The 18,871-nt window shown below is 72.4% G+C and carries 19 protein-coding genes; 4 read left to right on the forward strand and 15 right to left on the reverse strand.

Going from position 1 to position 18,871, the window contains the following annotated elements:
- Positions 1–524 precede the first annotated feature (524 nt).
- Positions 525–1,169, forward strand: a complete 645-nt coding sequence (locus OG867_RS06490; RefSeq protein ID WP_328902730.1) for a hypothetical protein — start codon at positions 525–527, stop codon at positions 1,167–1,169.
- An 11-nt stretch (positions 1,170–1,180) separates the two neighbouring features.
- Here the strand turns inward: OG867_RS06490 and recX are convergent, their stop codons facing one another.
- The 5 genes from recX to OG867_RS06515 all read right to left on the reverse strand — a co-directional run bounded on the left by recX (position 1,181) and on the right by OG867_RS06515 (position 5,402).
- Positions 1,181–1,822 (reverse strand): recombination regulator RecX, encoded by a 642-nt coding sequence (gene recX, locus OG867_RS06495; RefSeq protein WP_328902729.1) that lies wholly within the window; start codon positions 1,820–1,822, stop codon positions 1,181–1,183.
- A 3-nt stretch (positions 1,823–1,825) separates the two neighbouring features.
- Complete coding sequence (gene recA / locus OG867_RS06500; protein WP_328902728.1) at positions 1,826–2,950, reverse strand: recombinase RecA; 1,125 nt, start codon at positions 2,948–2,950, stop codon at positions 1,826–1,828.
- Between the two features lie 214 nt (positions 2,951–3,164).
- The gene (locus OG867_RS06505) at positions 3,165–3,320 is read right to left on the reverse strand and encodes a hypothetical protein (RefSeq protein WP_328902727.1); all 156 of its coding nucleotides are present in this window, start codon (positions 3,318–3,320) and stop codon (positions 3,165–3,167) included.
- Positions 3,321–3,844: 524 nt separating this feature from the next.
- Positions 3,845–5,035 carry an AI-2E family transporter gene (locus tag OG867_RS06510; protein ID WP_406290798.1) on the reverse strand — a complete coding sequence of 397 codons (1,191 nt, stop codon included), beginning with the start codon at positions 5,033–5,035 and terminating at the stop codon, positions 3,845–3,847.
- A 172-nt stretch (positions 5,036–5,207) separates the two neighbouring features.
- Complete coding sequence (locus tag OG867_RS06515; protein WP_406283523.1) at positions 5,208–5,402, reverse strand: DUF3046 domain-containing protein; 195 nt, start codon at positions 5,400–5,402, stop codon at positions 5,208–5,210.
- 79 nt (positions 5,403–5,481) lie between these two features.
- On the opposite strand from OG867_RS06515, the gene OG867_RS06520 reads away from it, so the two are divergent.
- Positions 5,482–6,396, forward strand: a complete 915-nt coding sequence (locus OG867_RS06520) for a hypothetical protein (protein ID WP_328902725.1) — start codon at positions 5,482–5,484, stop codon at positions 6,394–6,396.
- 81 nt (positions 6,397–6,477) lie between these two features.
- On the opposite strand, the gene OG867_RS06525 is transcribed toward OG867_RS06520, so the two are convergent.
- Genes OG867_RS06525 through OG867_RS06535 form a run of 3 tightly spaced genes read right to left on the reverse strand, consistent with a single transcriptional unit; the run spans position 6,478 to position 8,451 of the window.
- The gene (locus OG867_RS06525) at positions 6,478–6,783 is read right to left on the reverse strand and encodes an AzlD domain-containing protein (protein WP_406283525.1); all 306 of its coding nucleotides are present in this window, start codon (positions 6,781–6,783) and stop codon (positions 6,478–6,480) included.
- Positions 6,780–7,577, reverse strand: a complete 798-nt coding sequence (locus tag OG867_RS06530) for an AzlC family ABC transporter permease (protein ID WP_406283527.1) — start codon at positions 7,575–7,577, stop codon at positions 6,780–6,782. The genes OG867_RS06525 and OG867_RS06530 overlap by 4 nt, the downstream gene beginning before the upstream one ends.
- A 10-nt stretch (positions 7,578–7,587) precedes the next feature.
- A complete protein-coding gene (locus OG867_RS06535; RefSeq protein WP_406283529.1) occupies positions 7,588–8,451 on the reverse strand; it encodes an AraC family transcriptional regulator in 864 nt (287 codons plus the stop codon).
- 101 nt (positions 8,452–8,552) lie between these two features.
- Here OG867_RS06535 and OG867_RS06540 point away from each other — a divergent pair, with 101 nt between their 5' ends.
- Both OG867_RS06540 and OG867_RS06545 read left to right on the forward strand, forming a co-directional pair.
- Positions 8,553–13,229, forward strand: a complete 4,677-nt coding sequence (locus tag OG867_RS06540; protein WP_406283531.1) for a DEAD/DEAH box helicase — start codon at positions 8,553–8,555, stop codon at positions 13,227–13,229.
- Between the two features lie 53 nt (positions 13,230–13,282).
- Positions 13,283–14,113: a DNA-formamidopyrimidine glycosylase family protein gene (locus OG867_RS06545; protein ID WP_328902721.1), complete on the forward strand. Its 831-nt coding sequence runs from the start codon at positions 13,283–13,285 to the stop codon at positions 14,111–14,113.
- 63 nt (positions 14,114–14,176) lie between these two features.
- Here the strand turns inward: OG867_RS06545 and OG867_RS06550 are convergent, their stop codons facing one another.
- The 7 genes from OG867_RS06550 to rimO form a co-directional block, all read right to left on the reverse strand.
- Positions 14,177–14,440: a hypothetical protein gene (locus OG867_RS06550; protein ID WP_406283534.1), complete on the reverse strand. Its 264-nt coding sequence runs from the start codon at positions 14,438–14,440 to the stop codon at positions 14,177–14,179.
- Positions 14,441–14,612: 172 nt separating this feature from the next.
- On the reverse strand, positions 14,613–14,804 hold the full coding sequence (locus OG867_RS06555) for a CsbD family protein (protein ID WP_406283536.1): 192 nt from the start codon (positions 14,802–14,804) through the stop codon (positions 14,613–14,615).
- Positions 14,805–14,848: 44 nt separating this feature from the next.
- On the reverse strand, positions 14,849–15,319 hold the full coding sequence (locus tag OG867_RS06560; protein ID WP_406283538.1) for a Dps family protein: 471 nt from the start codon (positions 15,317–15,319) through the stop codon (positions 14,849–14,851).
- A gap of 264 nt (positions 15,320–15,583) precedes the next feature.
- Positions 15,584–15,967: a helix-turn-helix domain-containing protein gene (locus OG867_RS06565; protein ID WP_018105285.1), complete on the reverse strand. Its 384-nt coding sequence runs from the start codon at positions 15,965–15,967 to the stop codon at positions 15,584–15,586.
- Positions 15,968–16,076: 109 nt separating this feature from the next.
- Positions 16,077–16,586, reverse strand: a complete 510-nt coding sequence (locus OG867_RS06570; RefSeq protein WP_406283541.1) for a CinA family protein — start codon at positions 16,584–16,586, stop codon at positions 16,077–16,079.
- Entirely contained in the window at positions 16,583–17,320 is a 738-nt protein-coding gene (pgsA, locus tag OG867_RS06575) for a CDP-diacylglycerol--glycerol-3-phosphate 3-phosphatidyltransferase (protein WP_406283543.1), read from the reverse strand. The genes OG867_RS06570 and pgsA overlap by 4 nt, the downstream gene beginning before the upstream one ends.
- On the reverse strand, positions 17,317–18,795 hold the full coding sequence (gene rimO / locus OG867_RS06580; protein ID WP_406283545.1) for a 30S ribosomal protein S12 methylthiotransferase RimO: 1,479 nt from the start codon (positions 18,793–18,795) through the stop codon (positions 17,317–17,319). Before rimO ends, pgsA begins: the two co-directional genes overlap by 4 nt.
- Positions 18,796–18,871 lie beyond the last annotated feature (76 nt).

Consider the following 18,871-nt stretch of genomic DNA (forward strand, 5'->3'; position numbering starts at 1 on the left):
CACACTGCTCTGTGCACAGGCACCTGTGCACTGGAGCATTCCGGCGTCTCTGTAGGGGGGTTGTCCCCCTCCGGGGGGTGATGGCTGCGCGTGACGAACGGGGTGCACGCGGTTTTAGGAGGGTTGGGGTGCGGCTCACGGCGGCGCTCGGGAGCGGCCGGGGGTGCTACGGCTGCGCACGAGCGCGTCCGCGTGGGGCGCCGGGTGGTGCGGCTCACCGGAGCGTCGGGACGCGGTCCGGGAAGGAGCGTGGCACCGAGCGGACACCGGCGCCCCGGTTCGGGCGCGGTGCCGCTCTCCGTCCGACGCGGGCACCGCGCCCTGCCGGGCGCACCGTTCTCGTCTCAGCCGTGGGCCGCCACCGGAATGCCCCGTGACACACCCGTATGGCGTCGCTCAGGTGGAGCGGCCCCGGTGGCGGGCGGACATTCGCCTCACGGCGGGTGCGGCCGCTGCGGCCGGCGCCCGCCCGCCGGAACGCCGTCAGGGCGCCGGTACGCCGCTACGACGGGGAGCACGCACCGATGCCGACCACCGCCCTCACCCCCGACGAACTCGACGCCCAGGCCGCGCGCCTCCATGACACGGACGCCTGGCGCCAGATCGTCACCGGCTGGGACCTGACCGCACCGACGCCCGAGTCCCCCAGCCCCGCGATCGGCGTCCCGCCCACACCGGCCACGCCGGCCCCCGCTGCCGACTGGCGCGCCCTGCTCTCCGTGCCGGTGGACCAGCTGATCGCCGACAGCGTCCAAGCACTGCCACCCGCCGCGCCGCGCGAACGTCCGCTCCCCGGGCGCATCGGTGCGATCCTGCCCGACCGGCTCCACGCATGGCGGCGCGTCGGGCGGCCCGATGTGCGGCCGTCCGTCCACCTCGCCCACGCCCGGCAGATCCTGACCGAGTGGGGCTGGCAGAACACCCCGTACCGGCTCCGCGACATCCGGGGCGCTCGTTGCGTCTGCGGTGCCATGCTCACCGCACACCGCCTGGGCTACGGCTCGGCGGAGACGGTCGACCGAGCCGGGGCCTGGCTGATCGCGGAGCTTCGCTCCCAGGGCTGGACCGGGCTGATCGGTCCCTGGAACCGCTACCCGGGGCGTACCGCCGAGGACGCCCTCGCGCTGATCGACGCCACCATCAGCCGTGCGGCCCGCGCCGGCCAGTAGCGGCCGCCGGCTCAGAAGGGCTCGTCCAGCCCCTCCGTGTCCTCCCCCTCTTCCTCCAGCGCCCGGCGCACCACGCGCAGGGCCATCCCCTCGCCGTACCCCTTGCGGGCGAGCATGCCCGCGAGGCGGCGCAGGCGTTTGTCGCGGTCCAGTCCCCGGGTGGACCGGAGCTTGCGGGCGACGAGCTCCCGCGCGGTCTCCTCCTCCTGCTCGGAGTCGAGCTGCCCGACGGCTTCATCGATCACGGCGGCGTCCACACCCTTGGTCCGCAGCTCACGGACCAGTGCCCGGCGGGCGAGCCCCCGGCCGTGGTGTCGGGACTCCACCCAGGCGTCGGCGAACGCGGCGTCATCGATCAGCCCGACGTCCTCGAAGCGGGACAGCACCTCTTCGGCCGCCTCGTCCGGGATCTCCCGCTTGCGGAGGGCGTCCGCGAGCTGCTTGCGGGTGCGCGGTGTGCCGGTGAGCAGGCGCAGGCAGATGTTGCGGGCCCGCTCGACCGGGTCGCGCGGTTCCCCCTTCTCGGCCCTCGACGAGGAGGGGGAACCGCTGTCACTGGACCGGGAGCGGGAACGGCGTCCCGCTCCCTCACCGGATCCGGGGGCCGCGCCGGGGTCGACGGCGCCGGCCGGCCACTCAGTACGACGCGTCACGGATCAGCTCTTGGCCGCGGCCGCCTTGGCCGGCTTGGTCTTGCCGGCCGCTGCCGTCGCCGGCTTCGCCGCGGCCTCGGCCGGAGCCGCTGCTCCCGCCGCGTCCGCCCCGGACTCCGCGGCGTCCTCGGGCTGGACGCCGACGCCCAGCTTCACCAGGATCTTCTTCTCGATCTCATTGGCGAGGTCGGGATTGTCCTTGAGGAAGTTGCGCGCGTTCTCCTTGCCCTGGCCGAGCTGGTCGCCCTCGTACGTGTACCAGGCACCGGCCTTGCGGACGAAGCCGTGCTCCACGCCCATGTCGATCAGACCGCCCTCGCGGCTGATGCCCTGGCCGTAGAGGATGTCGAACTCCGCCTGCTTGAAGGGCGGCGCGACCTTGTTCTTGACGACCTTGACGCGGGTGCGGTTGCCGACCGCGTCGGTGCCGTCCTTGAGCGTCTCGATCCGACGGATGTCGAGACGCACCGAGGCGTAGAACTTGAGTGCCCGGCCACCGGTGGTGGTCTCCGGCGAGCCGAACATCACACCGATCTTCTCGCGGAGCTGGTTGATGAAGATCGCCGTGGTCTTGGACTGGTTCAGCGCGCTGGTGATCTTCCGGAGCGCCTGGCTCATCAGGCGCGCCTGGAGACCCACGTGCGAGTCACCCATCTCGCCCTCGATCTCCGCGCGCGGCACCAGGGCCGCGACGGAGTCGATGACGATGAGGTCGAGGGCGCCCGAGCGGACCAGCATGTCCACGATCTCGAGGGCCTGCTCACCGTTGTCCGGCTGGGACAGGATGAGGCTGTCGATGTCGACGCCGAGCTTCTTCGCGTACTCCGGGTCGAGCGCGTGCTCCGCGTCGATGAAGGCCACCGAGCCGCCGAGCCGCTGCGCGTTCGCCACGGCGTGCAGCGTCAGCGTCGTCTTACCGGAGGACTCCGGTCCGTACACCTCCACCACACGGCCGCGCGGCAGACCGCCGACGCCGAGCGCGACGTCGAGCGCGGTGGACCCGGTGGGAATCACCTCGATGGGCTCGTTCGGCCGCTCGCCGAGGCGCATCACCGCGCCCTTGCCGAATTGCCGTTCAATCTGTGCGAGTGCGGCGTCCAGCGCCTTCTCGCGGTCGGTTCCTGCCATGGGTTCCACCCGATTTGCTTGAGTCGATCGCTTCACGTCAAAGACGCTAACCCCTGCCACTGACAATGGGCCTCGACGTCCTCCCGGCCTGTGGACAACTCCACGGTCGGGCCCGGGAAAACCCGGCCGGAATCCCATGAGAATGGATGTTCGATTTCAGTGTCAAGCGCACCACGCCGTCCCCGGAGCTGACCGGGCCGACCCTCCGGCTCGGTCAGCTCCGGGGACGGCCGCGGAGGCTGTAGGCAAGCCTGGACTGGGGGAACCGTTCCCGTCGGGGGTCCAGCAGATCGACCAGCGCGATCAGCTGGACCTGGAGATCCTTGAGGCGGCCGACCGCCTGGGCCGTGTCAGCGGCGAGTCCGTCCACGTCCGCCAGTGGATCGGAGAACCACGCGGCGAACTCCTGATCCTGTTCCAGCTTCGAGCAGAACTCCGCGTAACCCAGGCAGCGGCGCCGGCCCGGCGAGAAACTGGATGTCGCGGCGCAGGATCTCCACCCAGCCCCGATACTCGGCCGGCACGAAGACCGTGCTGCGCCGGACGAAATCCGCCTCGCGAGGGGTGCCCCGAGTGAGGAAGCTCGTCAGGAAACCGTTGCCGCGCGCGGGGTCCCGATCGATGTCGTGGCCGTGCAGGATGTTGAACAGCCTGCTGTGCAGATCGAACGCGGCCCAGGCGAGGGAGGCCCGTACCGCTCCATGTAGCCGCGCTGTTCCCGGGACCGCAGGCGGCGCTGCTGCCAGTAGCTGAAGACCGCGGCCGCCGCCGCACCGCAGACGGCCACAGCCGCCGATGCCAGGGACAGCCACTCCACGTTCCCCCCAGGGCCGGCACGACATCTCGCGCCTCAGCCTACGGGCCCGCCCTGCCCGCTCCAGCGGAAAGAGCGCTTCAGGTGCGGCTCGGCCCGGAGGGTCCCTCCGGCTCGCTGCCGTCCACCTGCCCGTCGTCCTCCCGGCCGTCCTCGCCCGCGAATGCGGAGCGCATGCGTCTCAGGCGCGTCCACAGGGGCTCGCCCCGCACGCCGGGGCGGCTGCCGTGGACGCGCGGGTCGTCCGTGACGTCGTAGCGCTTCACGTACGCGCCGAGGAACGCCTGGAGCGTGGCCACGGCCGGGATGGCGATCAGCGCGCCGACGGCGCCCATGAGCGCCGTGCCCGCGATGACCGAGCCGAACGCCACGGCGGGGTGGATGTCCACCGTCTTCGCGGTGAGCTTGGGCTGGAGCATGTAGTTCTCGAACTGCTGGTAGACCACGACGAAGCCGAGGACCCAGAGCGCGTACCAGGGATCGACGGTGAAGGCGATCAGCATCGGCAGGGCGCCCGCGAGGTAGGTGCCGATCGTGGGGATGAACTGGGAGACGAGCCCGACCCAGACCGCGAGCGCCGGTGCGTACGGCACACCGAGTGCGGCCAGCAGGATGTAGTGCGCGATGCCGGAGATGAGCGCCATCAGGCCGCGCGAGTAGAGGTAGCCGCCGGTCTTGTCGACGGCGATCTCCCAGGCCCGCAGCACCTCGGCCTGGCGGGCGGGGGGCAGCACGGAGCACAGCCCGCGGCGCAGGCGGGGGCCGTCCGCCGCGAAGTAGAAGGAGAACAGGAAGATCGTCAACAGGCGGAAGAGGCCGCCGAGGACGGTCGTTGAGACGTCGAGCACACCGGTCGCGCTGTTCTGCACGTACTTCTGCAGCCAGTCGGAGTGCAGCAGGCTGTCCTGGACCTCGACGCGGGAGAGCTCCGTGTGGAAGGTCTGGTTGACCCAGTTGATCACCGAGTCGAGGTAGTTCGGGAAGTCCTCCACCATGTCCACGATCTGGCCCGCGAGCATCGAGCCGAGCAGGAAGACGAAACCGGCCCCGGCGACCAGCACGAGGAGGAAGACCAGGAAGGTGGCGAGGCCCCGGCGCATGCCCCGGGCGGACATCCGGCCCACCGCGGGTTCGATGGCGAGCGCCAGGAAGAAGGCGATCAGCACATTGATCAGCAGGCCGATGAGCTGGTCGAACGCCCAGCTGCCGAGCCGGAAGCAGGCGTAGAGCGCGAGGGCGAGGACCATGGCACGCGGCAGCCAGGCGGGCATGCGGGCGGGCCCGGCGCCGGACGGCGGGACCGGTGGCGCGGCCGGTGGTACGGGCGGCGTGCGCGGCGGCTGGATCTGAGCGGTCTCGTCTGTGGGGGCCACGGAGCAAGTCTCGCCCATGTGGGTGACACTCCCTCGCGCACCCCGGAGGGTGACCTTCCCGCCCTCGGCGTCAGCGCCTGTCGGCGGGGACGTCCATCGCGGCACAGACCCCGCGCCACACGTCCTTCGCCTCCCAGCCGGCCGCCAGCGCCTCATGGACCGTACGTCCGCCCAGCTCGGCCATCACATGGTCGCGCGCGAAGGAGTCCGCGTAGCCCGCGCCGAAGTGGTCCGCCATCCGTTCCCAGAAAATCGTCAACCGCATGCCGTCAGTATCCCGCTCCTGAGAGTGCAGCCGAGCCGCATCGGCCCTGCTCGGGGGCCCGAAGCCCTACGGTCGGTCCATGGCTGCAACTGGAACAAATCCCCTCGACCGTGCCGAGCGGTTCATCTGGCTCACGGCCCGTGTCCTCGAACAGCGGCGGTTCGCCCATCACTATCTGGAGGGAGGCGCGGACGCGGTGGAGACGGCCCTCACCGCATATGCCAACGAGGACGGCGGTTACGGCCACGCGCTCGAACCCGATCTGCGGGGCCCCGTCAGTCAGCCCCTGCACACCGCCCACGCGCTCAGCGTCCTCGACTCCATCGGCCGGTGCGGCGGTCTGCGGGTGGAGCGGATCTGCCGGTATCTGACGGAGGTGTCCACCAAGGAGGGCGCCCTGCCCGCGCTGCTGCCCTCGCAGCGCGACTATCCGGCGGCCCCCTTCATCCCGATCGTGGACGACCCGCCGGCCGAGCTGCTGGCGACCGGGCCCGTCGTCGGGCTGCTGCACCGCAATGAGGTGTGGCACGCCTGGCTCTTCCGGGCGACCGACTTCTGCTGGGCGGCCGTGGACACCCTGGAGGTGTCGCATCCGTACGAGATCGAGGCGGCGGTCGCCTTTCTCGACGGGGTGCCGGACCGCCGCCGGGCGGAGGCCGCCGCCGAACGGCTGGGGCGGCTGGTACGCGACCAGCGGCTCGCCGTGCTCGATCCGGACCGGCGCGCGGAGTACCCGGTGGCCCCCGGGTACGCACCGGGCGAGCAGCACTTCCCGTACGACTACGCCCGTACGCCCGCATCGCTCGCCCGGCGGTGGTTCTCCGACACCGAGATGGAGCGCTCGCTCGACCATCTCGCCGCCGCTCAGGAGGAGGACGGCGGCTGGCCGGTCACCTGGCGGCAGTGGGCACCCGGGACGGCACTGGAAGGGCGCCCCCTGGTGACCCTCAGGGCGCTGGAAACGCTGCGGGCGCACGGCCGCGTCCTGGCGTGAGGAGGCGGCACATCGGGGAAAGGCACACCGGTAAGGGGCACGCTCCAGAAGGCATGCCCCTTACGTTTCCGGGCCGGACACCTAGCCCAGCGCGCGCACCCCCGCGGTGACGACCACGGCCGCACCCACGACCACCAGGAACGGGGCGCGCAGGACTAGAGCGAGTGCCGCGGCGGCGAGGCCCGCGCCCCTGGCGTCCAGGGCCAGGTGCTGTCCGTCGGCGAAGGTCTGCTGGGCGGTGAGCGCGGCCAGGAGGGCCACCGGAAGCAGGGCGGCCAGACGTTGCACCAGCGGCCGCTCCAGTGCGCCGGCGGGCACCAGGAGGCCGAGGAGTTTGGCCAGATAGCAGCCGACGCAGGTCAGCGCGATGGCGATCCAGACGTTCATCGACCACCCTCCGCCCGGGTCGCACCGGCATCCTCGGCCTCGGTGCCGCCCGCGCCGTCACCCTTGGCCCGCCCCATCAGGAACAGGACGACGGGCGCGGCCAGCGCGGCCAGCAGCACGGGCACCCCGGCCGGCAGCACGGGCAGGAGGCCGAGGGCGAGCAGGACGGCGAGCGCCGCCGTCACCCGCTCCGTCGTGGACTTCAGCATCGGGGCGAGCAGCGCGAGGAAGACGGCCGGACTGGCCGCGTCGAGCCCCCAGGCGTCGGTGTCGCCGAGCGCCTCGGCGCCCATGGCGCCCACCAGGGTGGTCAGGTTCCACAGCACGTAGAGGGTGAGCCCGGTGACGGTGAAGCCGATCCGCGCGGCCCGCCGGGTGGGCTGGGACAGCGTCACGGCGGTCGTCTCGTCGATGACCCACTGGGCGGCGAGCGGACGCAGGGCGCGCGGCAGGGCCAGGAGCTGGGAGAGCCGCAGCCCGTAGAAGGCGTTGCGTATGCCGAGGAAGAAGGCACCGGCGGCCGCGGTGTACGGGTTGCCGCCGGCGGCGAGCGCGCCGACCAGGGCGAACTGGGAGGCGCCGGTGAACACGAGCAGGCTGAGCGCGCACGTCTGGAGCAGGCTCAGGCCGGAGCCCGCCGAGGTGACGCCGAAGGCGAAGCCGGAGAGGCCGACGGCTATGCCGACGCCGAGCGCGTCGCGTACGACGGCCGAGTCCGGCTTGGTCCCGGCGTCGAGTGTGCTGCCGCCGGCCGGGTCGGCGATGGTGCAGAGGGGTGCTGTCTGTTTTGCCACGTTCAGCACGCTACCGGGACCGTTCCGCACCGGTCTTGTACGTTCTTGCACGTTCGCGCTGGTAGGCGCCGGGGGGCACTCCCACGATCCGGGTGAAGTGACGGTTGAGATGCGGCTGGTCGGTGAAGCCGACTTCCGTCGCCGCGACCGAGGGGGCCGTGCCCGCGTCGAGCATCCGGCGTGCACGCCGCACCCGGGCGTTGGTGAGCCAGGTGTGCGGAGGCATGCCGTACTGCTTCTTGAACGCGCGCAGCAGCGCGAACGGGCTCGTGCCCAGTTCGGCGGCCAGCGCCTCCAGGGTCGGCGGTTCGGACATCCGGGATTCCAGGAGAGCCCGGGCGCGCGCCGCGTCGCGGGCGCCGGCGGCGCGGGGGGCCGAGACGGGGAACGCGGTGCCGTGCCGGGTGAGCAGGCGGGTGACGACGACCCGCAGCACACTGTCGGCGGCCAGCGCGTTGCCCTCCTCGGCCGCCCGGTGGACCTCGGCTATCAGCCGGGCCGCGTACGGATCGGCCACCCCGGTCTCGGAGAAGCCGACGGTGCCGCGCACGCGCGTCGTATCGGCGGCGATGTCGTTGATCACCTGCGCGGACGGGTAGAGCGTGTCGTACACCCAGCCTTCGGGGACACCCGCGCGGGCGCTGTGCGGCACCTCCGGGTTGATCATGATGACGGTCCCCGGCCCCGCGTGCAGGGTCCCCGCGGGCGTTCCGATGTCCTCGACGCCATGGCTCACCGTGGCGACGACATAGCCCTCGTGGCTGTGGCGCGGGAAGGTGTGCCGGATGTAGCGGGCGCGCAGCAGGTCGAGGTCGGGCAGCTCCGCGTAACTCCAGTGCCGCGCCCATTCCGCCGGTTGCTGTGCTCCTGCCATGGTGGGATTCTCCCAGCTCGTGGGTGGTCCGGTCGCCGGTCCTGCGGCCCGCCGGGCGGTTGTCGGGGCCGTTGTCAGTGGCGGGGTGCACGATGGGGAACATGACCGGCTCCGCACTCGATTCCTTCTCCCCCGCGACCCGCAGCTGGTTCACGGGGGCCTTCAGCGCGCCGACCGCCGCGCAGGAGGGCGCCTGGCGGGCGATCGGCGAGGGATCGGACGTGCTGGTCGTCGCGCCGACCGGCTCGGGCAAGACGCTGGCCGCCTTCCTCGCCGCCCTGGACCGGCTGGCGGCCGTCCCCCCGCCGGCGGAGGCGAAGAAGCGCTGCCGTGTGCTGTACGTGTCGCCGCTCAAGGCGCTCGCGGTCGACGTGGAGCGCAATCTGCGCTCACCGCTGACCGGCATCCGCCAGGAGTCGGTGCGCCAGGGGCTGCCGGAGCCGGAGGTCAGGGTGGGCATCCGGTCGGGCGACACCCCGGCCGCCGAGCGCCGCTCGATGGCGACCCGCCCGCCGGACATCCTGATCACGACGCCCGAGTCGCTGTTCCTGATGCTGACCTCATCGGCCCGCGAGGCCCTGTCCGGCATCGAGACGGTGATCCTGGACGAGGTGCACGCGGTCGCGGGCACCAAGCGCGGCGCCCACCTCTCCGTATCGCTGGAGCGCCTGGACGAGCTGCTGCCCCGGCCGGCCCGGCGCATCGGCCTGTCGGCCACCGTCCGGCCGGTGGACGAGGTCGCGCGCTTCCTGTCGCCCCGGCGCAAGGTGGAGATCGTCCAGCCGCCGTCCAGCAAGCGGTTCGACCTGTCGGTGGTGGTGCCCGTCGAGGACCTGGGCGAGCTGGGCGGCTCCCCCGCCACCGACGACACCTCGGGGCAGGCCGAGAAGCCGTCGATCTGGCCGCATGTGGAAGAGCGGATCGCCGATCTCGTCCAGGCGCACCGCTCCACGATCGTCTTCGCCAACTCCCGCCGCCTCGCGGAGCGCCTGTGCAACCGGCTCAACGAGATCGCGTACGAGAGAGCCACCGGCGAGACGATGCCGGAGGCCCACTCCCCCGCCGAGGTCATGGCGGAGTCCGGCGCGGCCAAGGGCGCCCCCGCCCTGCTCGCCCGGGCCCACCACGGATCGGTCTCCAAGGAGCAGCGCGCCCAGGTCGAGGAGGACCTGAAGGCGGGAAGGCTGCCCGCGGTGGTCGCCACCTCCAGCCTGGAGCTGGGCATCGACATGGGCGCGGTCGACCTGGTGATCCAGGTCGAGTCGCCGCCCTCCGTCGCCTCCGGCCTCCAGCGGGTCGGCCGCGCCGGCCACCAGGTGGGCGCGGTCTCCACCGGTGTCGTCTTCCCGAAGTACCGCGGCGACCTGGTGCAGGCGGCCGTGGTCACCGAGCGGATGCGGACGGGCTCCATCGAGGCGCTGCGCGTCCCGTCCAATCCGCTGGACGTGCTGGCCCAGCAGCTGGTCGCGATGGTCGCCCTGGACAGCTGGCAGGTGGACGACCTGCTCGCGGTGGTCCGCCGGGCCGCCCCCTTCGCCTCGCTGCCCGAGTCGGCGTTCACGGCCGTCCTCGACATGCTCGCGGGCCGCTATCCGTCCGACGCCTTCGCGGAGCTGCGGCCCCGCGTCGTCTGGGACCGCGTCGCCGGTACGGTCACGGGCCGCCCCGGTGCGCAGCGCCTCGCCGTCACCTCGGGCGGGACCATCCCGGACCGGGGCCTCTTCGGGGTGTTCCTCGCCGGAGCCGACCCCAAGAAGGGCGGCGGCCGGGTCGGTGAGCTGGACGAGGAGATGGTCTACGAGTCCCGGGTCGGCGACGTCTTCACGCTGGGCACGACCTCCTGGCGGATCGAGGACATCACCCGCGACCGGGTCCTCGTCTCCCCAGCGCCCGGTGTCCCCGGGCGGCTGCCGTTCTGGAAGGGCGACCAGCTGGGCCGCCCGCTGGAGCTGGGCCGCGCCCTCGGGGCCTTCCTGCGCGAGCTCGGCGCGCTCTCCCCCGAGGACGCCCGCGACCGCCTGCTCTCCGCCGGCCTGGACACCTGGGCCGTCGACAACGTCCTGGCGTATCTGGACGAGCAGCGCCGGGCCTGCGGTCATGTCCCGGACGACCGGACCATCCTGGTCGAGCGCTTCCGGGACGAGCTGGGCGACTGGCGGGTCGTCGTGCACTCCCCGTTCGGCGCGCAGGTGCACGCCCCGTGGGCGCTGGCGCTGAGCGCCCGCCTCGCCGAGCGGTACGGGATGGACGCCCAGGTCATGCATGCCGACGACGGCATCGTGCTGCGGCTGCCCGACGCCGACATGATGGGCCTGGATCTCCTGGACTTCGACCCCGCGCAGGACCCGGCCCAGGAGTCCGGCCAGGGCGCCGCCGCACCGCTCGCCCCGGCCAACACCGCCTTCGACAGCGATCAACCCCCGGTCGGCGCCGCCGATGTCGCCTTCGACAAGGGCGAGATCGCGCAGATCGTGACCGACCAGGTCGGCGGCTCCGCCCTGTTCGCCTCGCGGTTCCGCGAGTGCGCCGCCAGGGCGCTCCTGCTTCCCCGACGCAGCCCCGGCAAACGCACCCCGCTCTGGCAGCAGCGCCAGCGGGCCGCGCAGCTCCTCCAGGTCGCCTCCGAGTTCGGCTCCTTCCCCATCGTTCTCGAAGCGGTCCGCGAATGCCTCCAAGACGTCTTCGACGTCCCGGGGCTCACGGAGGTGATGGGCGATCTGGAGGCCCGGCGCATCCGCCTGGTGGAGGTCACCACCCAGGAGCCCTCCCCCTTCGCCCGCTCCCTCCTCTTCGGCTACGTCGCCCAGTTCCTGTACGAGGGCGACTCGCCGCTCGCCGAACGGCGCGCCGCCGCGCTCTCCCTGGACTCCCGGCTCCTCGCCGAACTGCTGGGCCGGGCGGAGCTGCGCGAACTGCTCGACGCCGATGTGCTGACCGAGCTGGAACGGGAGCTCCAGTGGCTGGCGGACGACCGCCGGGTCAAGGACACCGAAGGAGTCGCGGACCTGCTGCGGGTGCTCGGCCCGCTCACCGACGGAGAGCTCGCCGAGCGCGGGGCCGAGCCCGCCTGGGCGAAGGAGCTGGAGTCCGCCCGCCGCGCCATCCGCGTCCGGATCGCCGGAACGTCCCACTGGGCGGCGATCGAGGACGCGGGCCGACTGCGCGACGCCCTGGGCACGGCGCTCCCGGTCGGCGTCCCCGAAGCGTTCACCGAGCCGGTGAAGGACCCCCTCGGCGACCTCCTCGCCCGGTACGCCCGTACGCACGGCCCGTTCACCTCCACCGCGGCGGCGGCCCGGTTCGGCCTCGGCACCGCCGTCACCGACGGGGCGCTGCAACGACTCGCGGCGTCGGGCCGCATCGTCCAGGGCGAGTTCCACCCCGCGGGCATCGGCCAGGAGTGGTGCGACGCCACGGTGCTGCGGCGGCTGCGGCGCCGTTCGCTGGCCGCCCTCCGCCATGAGCTGGAGCCGGTCCCGCCCGCCGCCCTGGCCGGGTTCCTGCCGCAGTGGCAGCATCTCGGCGGCAACAGCCTGCGCGGCATCGACGGACTGGCCCGCGCAGTCGAACAGCTCCAGGGGGCGCCCGTCCCCGCCTCCGCGCTGGAACGGCTCGTCCTGCCCGGCCGTGTCACCGGCTACACCCCCGCGCTCCTGGACGAGCTGACCACCACCGGCGAGGTCGTCTGGGCCGGTGCGGGCGCCCTGCCCGGCAAGGACGGCTGGATCTCCCTCTACCTCGCCGACAGCGCGCCCCTGCTCCTCCCCCCGCCGCGCCCCTTGGAGCTGAGCGCACTGCACGAGTCCGTGCTGACCGCGCTGGGCGGCGGCTACGGCCTGTTCTTCCGCCAGATCGCCGACCAGGTCCGCGCCACCACCCACCCCGACTGCACCGATCCGCACCTGGCGGACGCCCTGTGGGACCTCGCCTGGTCCGGCCGCCTGACCAACGACACCCTCGCGCCCCTGCGCTCCCTCCTGGGCTCGGGCCGCACGGCCGGCTCGACCGCGCACCGCGCCCGGCGGAATGTGCCGCGCGGCCGTTACGGCACCCTCACCGCCGCTGCCCGCCCGGCCTCACGCACCGGGCCGCCCACGGTCTCCGGCCGCTGGTCCCTGCTGCCGGCCATCGAGCCCGAGCCGACGCACCGCGCCCACGCCCTGGCGCGCACGCTGCTCGACCGCCACGGGGTGGTGACCCGGGGCGCGGTGCAGGCCGAGGGCGTCGAGGGCGGCTTCTCGGCGGCGTACCGGGTGCTGTCGGCCTTCGAGGACAACGGGCAGGCGCGCCGGGGGTACGTCGTGGAGGGGCTGGGGGCCGCCCAGTTCGCGATCGACGGCGCGGTCGACCGGCTCCGCGCGGTGTCCACGGCCCGGGACCGTACGGAGCCGGGCGCCGACCCCCGCGCCCTCGTCCTCGCGGCGGCCGACCCGGCCAATGCGTACGGCGCCGCCCTGCCGTGGCCGGAACCGCCGGACGGGGCCGGGCACAAGCCGGGCCGCAAGGCGGGCTCGCTCGTGGTCCTGGTCAACGGTGAGCTGACGCTGTACATGGAGCGCGGCGGCAAGACGCTGCTGGCCTGGCCGACCGATCCGGACGACCCCGCGCTCCGGGCGGCGGCCGGCGCGCTGGCCGCGGCCGCCCGCGCCGGGGCCCTCGGCACGGTGACGGTGGAGCGCACCAACGGCGCCTCGTCCCTGACCTCGCCCCTGGGGCGGACGCTGGAGGCGGCCGGCTTCCTCGCCACTCCGAGGGGCCTGCGCCTGCGCGCGACATAACCCCGGCCCCGGCGAACGAGGACGGGCACCCCCGCCCCACGCATCATGGAGGCATGCCCGAAGGAGACACCGTCCTGCAGACCGCCGCGCGGCTGCATCACGCGCTGGCCGGACAGGTCCTCACCAGGTCCGACCTCCGCGTCCCCCGGTTCGCCACCGCCGACCTCACGGGACGGGCCGTGCTGGACGTCACCGCCCGGGGCAAGCACCTGCTGACCCGGATCGACGGCGGTCTCACCCTGCACAGCCACCTCCGGATGGACGGCTCCTGGCGGATCTACGCCCCGGGCGAGCGCTGGCGCGGCGGCCCCGCCCACCAGATCCGCGCGATTTTGGGCAACGCGGCCCACACCGCCGTCGGCTACCGCCTCCCGGTCCTTGAGCTCTTGCGCACCCAGGACGAGGAGCAGGCGGTCGGCCATCTCGGCCCCGATCTGCTCGGGCCGGACTGGAACGCCGGCACGGCGCTGCGGAATCTCCTGAGCGACCCCGCCCGCCCGCTCGGCGAAGCCCTGCTCGACCAGCGCAACCTGGCCGGCGTCGGGAACATCTACAAGGCCGAGCTCTGCTTCCTGGCGCGGGCCACCCCCTGGCTCCCCATCGGCGAGCTGCCCGCCCGGACGGCCACCTTGCTGGTCAGCACGGCGCACCAGCTCCTCGACGCCAACCGCGACCGCCCGAACCGCGTCACGACGGCCGGGGGCCGTTCCCGTACCGTCGCTGACGCCGCCGCCCGCGCACGCAGGCCGAGCGAAAGCCTCTGGGTCTACGGCCGGACGCACCGCCCCTGCCTGCGCTGCGGAACCCCGATCCGCGCGGCCGAGCAGGACGACCGCCCCGCCTACTGGTGTCCCGGCTGCCAGACCGGCCCGGGGCCCACCTGACGTACCTCGTTGCCGGTGCGAAGCCCCCGCCGGCCCGCGCGGCCGGAGCCGCCGCCCCGGCACCTACCTGACCACCCACCGCCGCCACGCCCCCGCCCGGCTCCGGGCCCACGCCGTACCGCGCCGCAGCAGGCCCGTACCCGCGTCGAAGATGCCGAGGGGCCTGGCCGTCGCGGCCACGTGCACCGGAAGGAGGCTGAGCCCCCAGCCGCCCGCCGCCACCGCTCCCTCGACCACCCCCGCGTGCGCCGGGGCCAGTATCAGCCGCAGCACGGCCCACCACCACACGCCACAGAGAACGAGCGCCGGCACCCATCGCCGTACCATGGCCGCCTCCTCCGGCTTGATCCAAACGAAGGACCCTAGTCGCGCCCGTTCCGCCGGGGCGAGAGCGCACCGTTGCACCCCCGGCGCGCACGATGCCGGTCGCACCACCCCCGCACCGGCCCCTCTCAGCGCGGAGCCCCCACCGCGCGGGTGGGGGCTCGCCGAGGGCGGGTCAGTCCTTGTCGTTGTTCAGGGAGTCCTTGACGCCGTCCGCCCGGTCGCGGGCGCCGTCCATGGCGTCCTTGGCCTTGCCCTTGGCCTGGTCCGCCTTGCCCTCGGCCTCCTTGCGACGGTCGCCGGTCATCTTGCCCATGGCTTCCTTCGCCTTGCCGGTGACCTTGTCCTTCGCGCCTTCGTTCCTCATGCTCTTACCTCCGTTGGAGAAATCCGGTGAGTGACGGCGTGTGCTCAGGCGCTCTCGGCCTGGAACATCCACGCGTGCTTTTCGAGTTCGGCGGTCAGCGAGATCAGGAGGTCCTGGCTGACCGGGTCCGGGGTCTCGGTCACCTCGATGCGCTCGCGCATCCGTCCGATCACCACGCCGAGGGCGTCGACCAGGGCCTTCACCGCGTCCACGTCCTTGATCCAGCCTTCGGACACGGAGGCGATGGCCGTGCTCCTGGCGATCGTCGCGGATCGGCCGTCCGGGTTGACGCCGAGCGCGGACGCCCGCTCCGCGACCGTGTCGGAGTGCTGGCGAGCGGTGTCCACGACTTCGTCGAGCTGGAGGTGCACGGACCTGAACCGCGGCCCGACCACGTTCCAGTGGACCTGCTTGGCCACCAGAGAAAGGTCGAGGAGGTCCACCAGAGCGCCCTGGAGGGCGTCCCCGACGGCCTTGAGGTCGGTCTCGGACAGTGGGCTCTTCACCACAGACATGCACGTCTCCGATCTGGAATCCGTTCCGTTCAGCACCACCCACGATGGCACAAACGAAGCAAAACGGTCATTCGAGGAAGTCTCCGATGGCTCCGCCCAGTGCGATCGGGACGGTTCCTCGGTCTCTCATCCACGCGCCTGCCCCCCATCGCCCCGCTGACACACTCACGGGCGCACCAAAACCACACGTAGACACACGAAAGCCCCGGCCCTCCCCACAACAGGGGGAGAGCCGGGGCTCCGGCTTCACACCGAACCGATCGGTCAGGCGGCGACTACGTCCACCGCTTCTGCGGGTGCCTTGATGGTCACCCGCCCCGTCGGTACACCCGCCACCGAGGTAACGGAGACGGAGTTGAGCATGGGGCGCACCGGTACAGGTACCGGATCGCTGGCCGCTGCCGACTCGGCCAGTTCGGCCAGGGACAGCTCATCGCTCACTTCACGCATGAGCTCGGACATCCGTACGTCAAGCGCGTCGCAAATGGCGGAGAGCAGTTCGGAGGATGCCTCCTTCTGCCCCCGCTCCACCTCGGAGAGATAGCCGAGCGAAACTCGGGCGGACGAGGAGACTTCGCGCAGAGTACGGCCTTGGCGCTGGCGCTGCCGACGCAGCACGTCACCCAGCAGGCGACGGAGCAGAATCATCGGTGGCTCCCTCCTCGGACCGCGTAGCCGCATCCTTCACGCCCCACCGTACCGCCTAGCGCTGCGGCCGTGCGGGGAGCGATGTCGTGTTCACTCAGGGCTGCAAACATCAATTCCCCCCGTTCTCTTCCGTATCCTGTGCGCTCGCATTCTCGTGGAGTTCGCCTGAGAGCAGGTCGAGCGCGCTTCGTACGCTCTTCTTACGGATGTCCGCCCGGTCGCCGTTCAACCTCAGCGCGGACACTTTCCCGGCGCCGTCCGGGCCGCTGACCGCGACGAAAACCGTTCCGACGGGCCGGCCATCCTGCGGTTCGGGGCCGGCGACGCCGGTGGTCGCCACTCCCCAGTCTGCGCCCAGAGCCTGCCGTACGCCTGTCGCCATCTGACGCGCGACGTCCGCGTCGACCGCTCCGCGCTCCGCGAGGAGACCTGCGTCCACCCCGAGGACTTCACTCTTGAGGGGGGTCGCGTAAGCCGTCACCGAGCCCCTGAAGGCTTGGGAGGCACCCGGTACGGACGTCAGTTCGGCCGCGACCAGGCCGCCGGTCAGCGACTCCGCGACGGCAAGAGTCTCCCCTCGCTCGACCAGCAGTCGCAGTACCCGGCCCGCCGCAGTCACCGCTCGGCCTCCGCCGGCCCCCGGGCCCCCGCCGCCTCGGCGACCGCGCCGGTCTCCTCGGAGACGGCCTGAGGAACTTCCTCTGCCGCCCGTTCCGCCGCGAGGCCCTGGCGCCGCAGCACGACGGCCTGGCGGACGTAGTCGAGACCGGTGACGACCGTCAACACGACGGCCACCGCCATCACCCAGAAGCGCAGGGTGGCCAGGGGACCGGTCAGCGCCAGGACGTACATCCCGACGGCCGTCCCCTGCGCCAGCGTCTTCATCTTGCCGCCGCGGCTGGCCGGAATGACCCCGTGCCGGATCACCCAGAACCGCATCAGGGTGATGCCCAGCTCACGGAAGAGGATCACGCCCGTCACCCACCAGGGCAGATCGCCCAGGTACGACAGACAGATCAGCGCCGCGCCCATGATCGCCTTGTCGGCGATCGGGTCGGCGATCTTCCCGAAGTCGGTGACCAGGTTGTACGTGCGCGCCAGATGCCCGTCGAACAGGTCGGTGATCATGGCGATGGCGAAGGCGGCCCAGGCGAAGGAACGCCAGGCCGGGTCGTATCCGCCGTTGTGGAGCAGCAGCACCACGAAGCCGGGAACGAGCACGAGCCGGGCCATCGTCAGGAGGTTGGCGATGTTCCACAGACTGGCCTGATTGACCGCAGCGGCGCCCAGCTTTCCGCCGCGGACCGGCGTCGCGCCGGAACCGCCTGCCGCGGATGCCGGGGCTCCGGTCATCTGGCTACCTCCACAAGCTCACTGCACTCGGCGATCAGGTCCACGCCTTCGGTGCCCACGACCTTTGCCTCGACCATACGGCCCGGGACCAGGCCCTCGCGTGTGGTGAAGAGCACCTGGCCATCGGTTTCGGGCGCCTGGTGCGCGGCCCGGCCGTAGGCGCGCGGCTCGTCCTCGGTGGGCTCGACGGACTCGACCAGCACCTGGAGCGTTTCACCCATGCGCTCCTCGGCGCGCTGCGAGGTCAGTTCCTCGGCGAGCTGCGAGATGTGCGCGAGGCGCTCCGCGATGACGTCGGCGTCGAGCTTGTTGTCGTAGCCGACCGCCTCGGTGCCGTCCTCGTCGGAGTAGCCGAAGACGCCGATGGCGTCGAGACGGGCACCCGTGAGGAACCGTTCCAGCTCCGCGAGGTCGTCCTCGGTCTCGCCGGGGAAGCCGACGATGAAGTTGGACCGGGCGCCGGCCTGCGGTGCCTTGCCGCGGATCGTGTCCAGCAGCTCCAGGAAGCGGTCGGTGTCCCCGAAGCGGCGCATCGCCCGCAGCACGCCGGGCGCGGAGTGCTGGAAGGACAGGTCGAAGTAGGGCGCGACCTTCGGCGTCGAGGTGAGGACGTCGATCAGGCCGGGCCGCATCTCGGCGGGCTGGAGGTAGCTGACGCGGATGCGCTCGATCCCGTCGACGTCCGCGAGCTCGGGCAGCAGGGTCTCCAGGAGGCGGATGTCACCCAGGTCCTTGCCGTACGAGGTGTTGTTCTCGGAGACCAGCATGACCTCCTTCACCCCCTGCTCGGCGAGCCAGCGGGTCTCGCCCAGCACGTCCGAGGGACGGCGGGAGATGAAGGAGCCCCGGAAGGACGGGATGGCGCAGAAGGAGCAGCGCCGGTCGCAGCCGGAGGCCAGCTTGACCGAGGCGACGGGGCTGGTGCCCAGCCGGCGGCGCAGGGGCGCGCGCGGCCCGGAGACCGGGGCGACGCCCTCCGGCAGGTCGGCGGGGGCGGGGGCGATCTCCTGCGCGTGGCCGGGCAGGGACACGGTGGTGTCCTGCCGCTCGGCGGGGCTGATCGGCAGGAGCTTGCGGCGGTCGCGGGGGGTGTGGGAGGCGTGGATGCCGCCGTTGAGGATGGTCTGGAGGCGGTCGGAGATGTCGGCGTAGTCGTCGAAGCCGAGGACACCGTCCGCTTCCGGCAGGGCCTCGGCGAGGTCCTTGCCGTAGCGCTCGGCCATGCAGCCGACGGCGACGACGGCCTGGGTACGGCCGTGGTCCTTCAGATCATTGGCTTCGAGGAGGGCGTCGACGGAGTCCTTCTTGGCGGCCTCCACGAACCCACAGGTGTTGACGACGGCGACATCGGCATCGGAGGCATCCTCGACGAGCTCCCAGCCGTCCGCTGCCAAGCGGCCTGCGAGCTCCTCCGAGTCCACCTCGTTACGGGCGCAGCCAAGAGTGACAAGGGCGACGGTACGGCGTTCGGGCATGGGCTCAAGACTACTTTGTCCCGGCACCGACCCCGCCGCGGAGGGTTGCACCGTTACCCACGGTGACAAAGACGGC

Origin of the sequence: Streptomyces sp. NBC_00209, from assembly GCF_045206345.1 — a bacterium.
Lineage (GTDB): Bacteria > Actinomycetota > Actinomycetes > Streptomycetales > Streptomycetaceae > Streptomyces.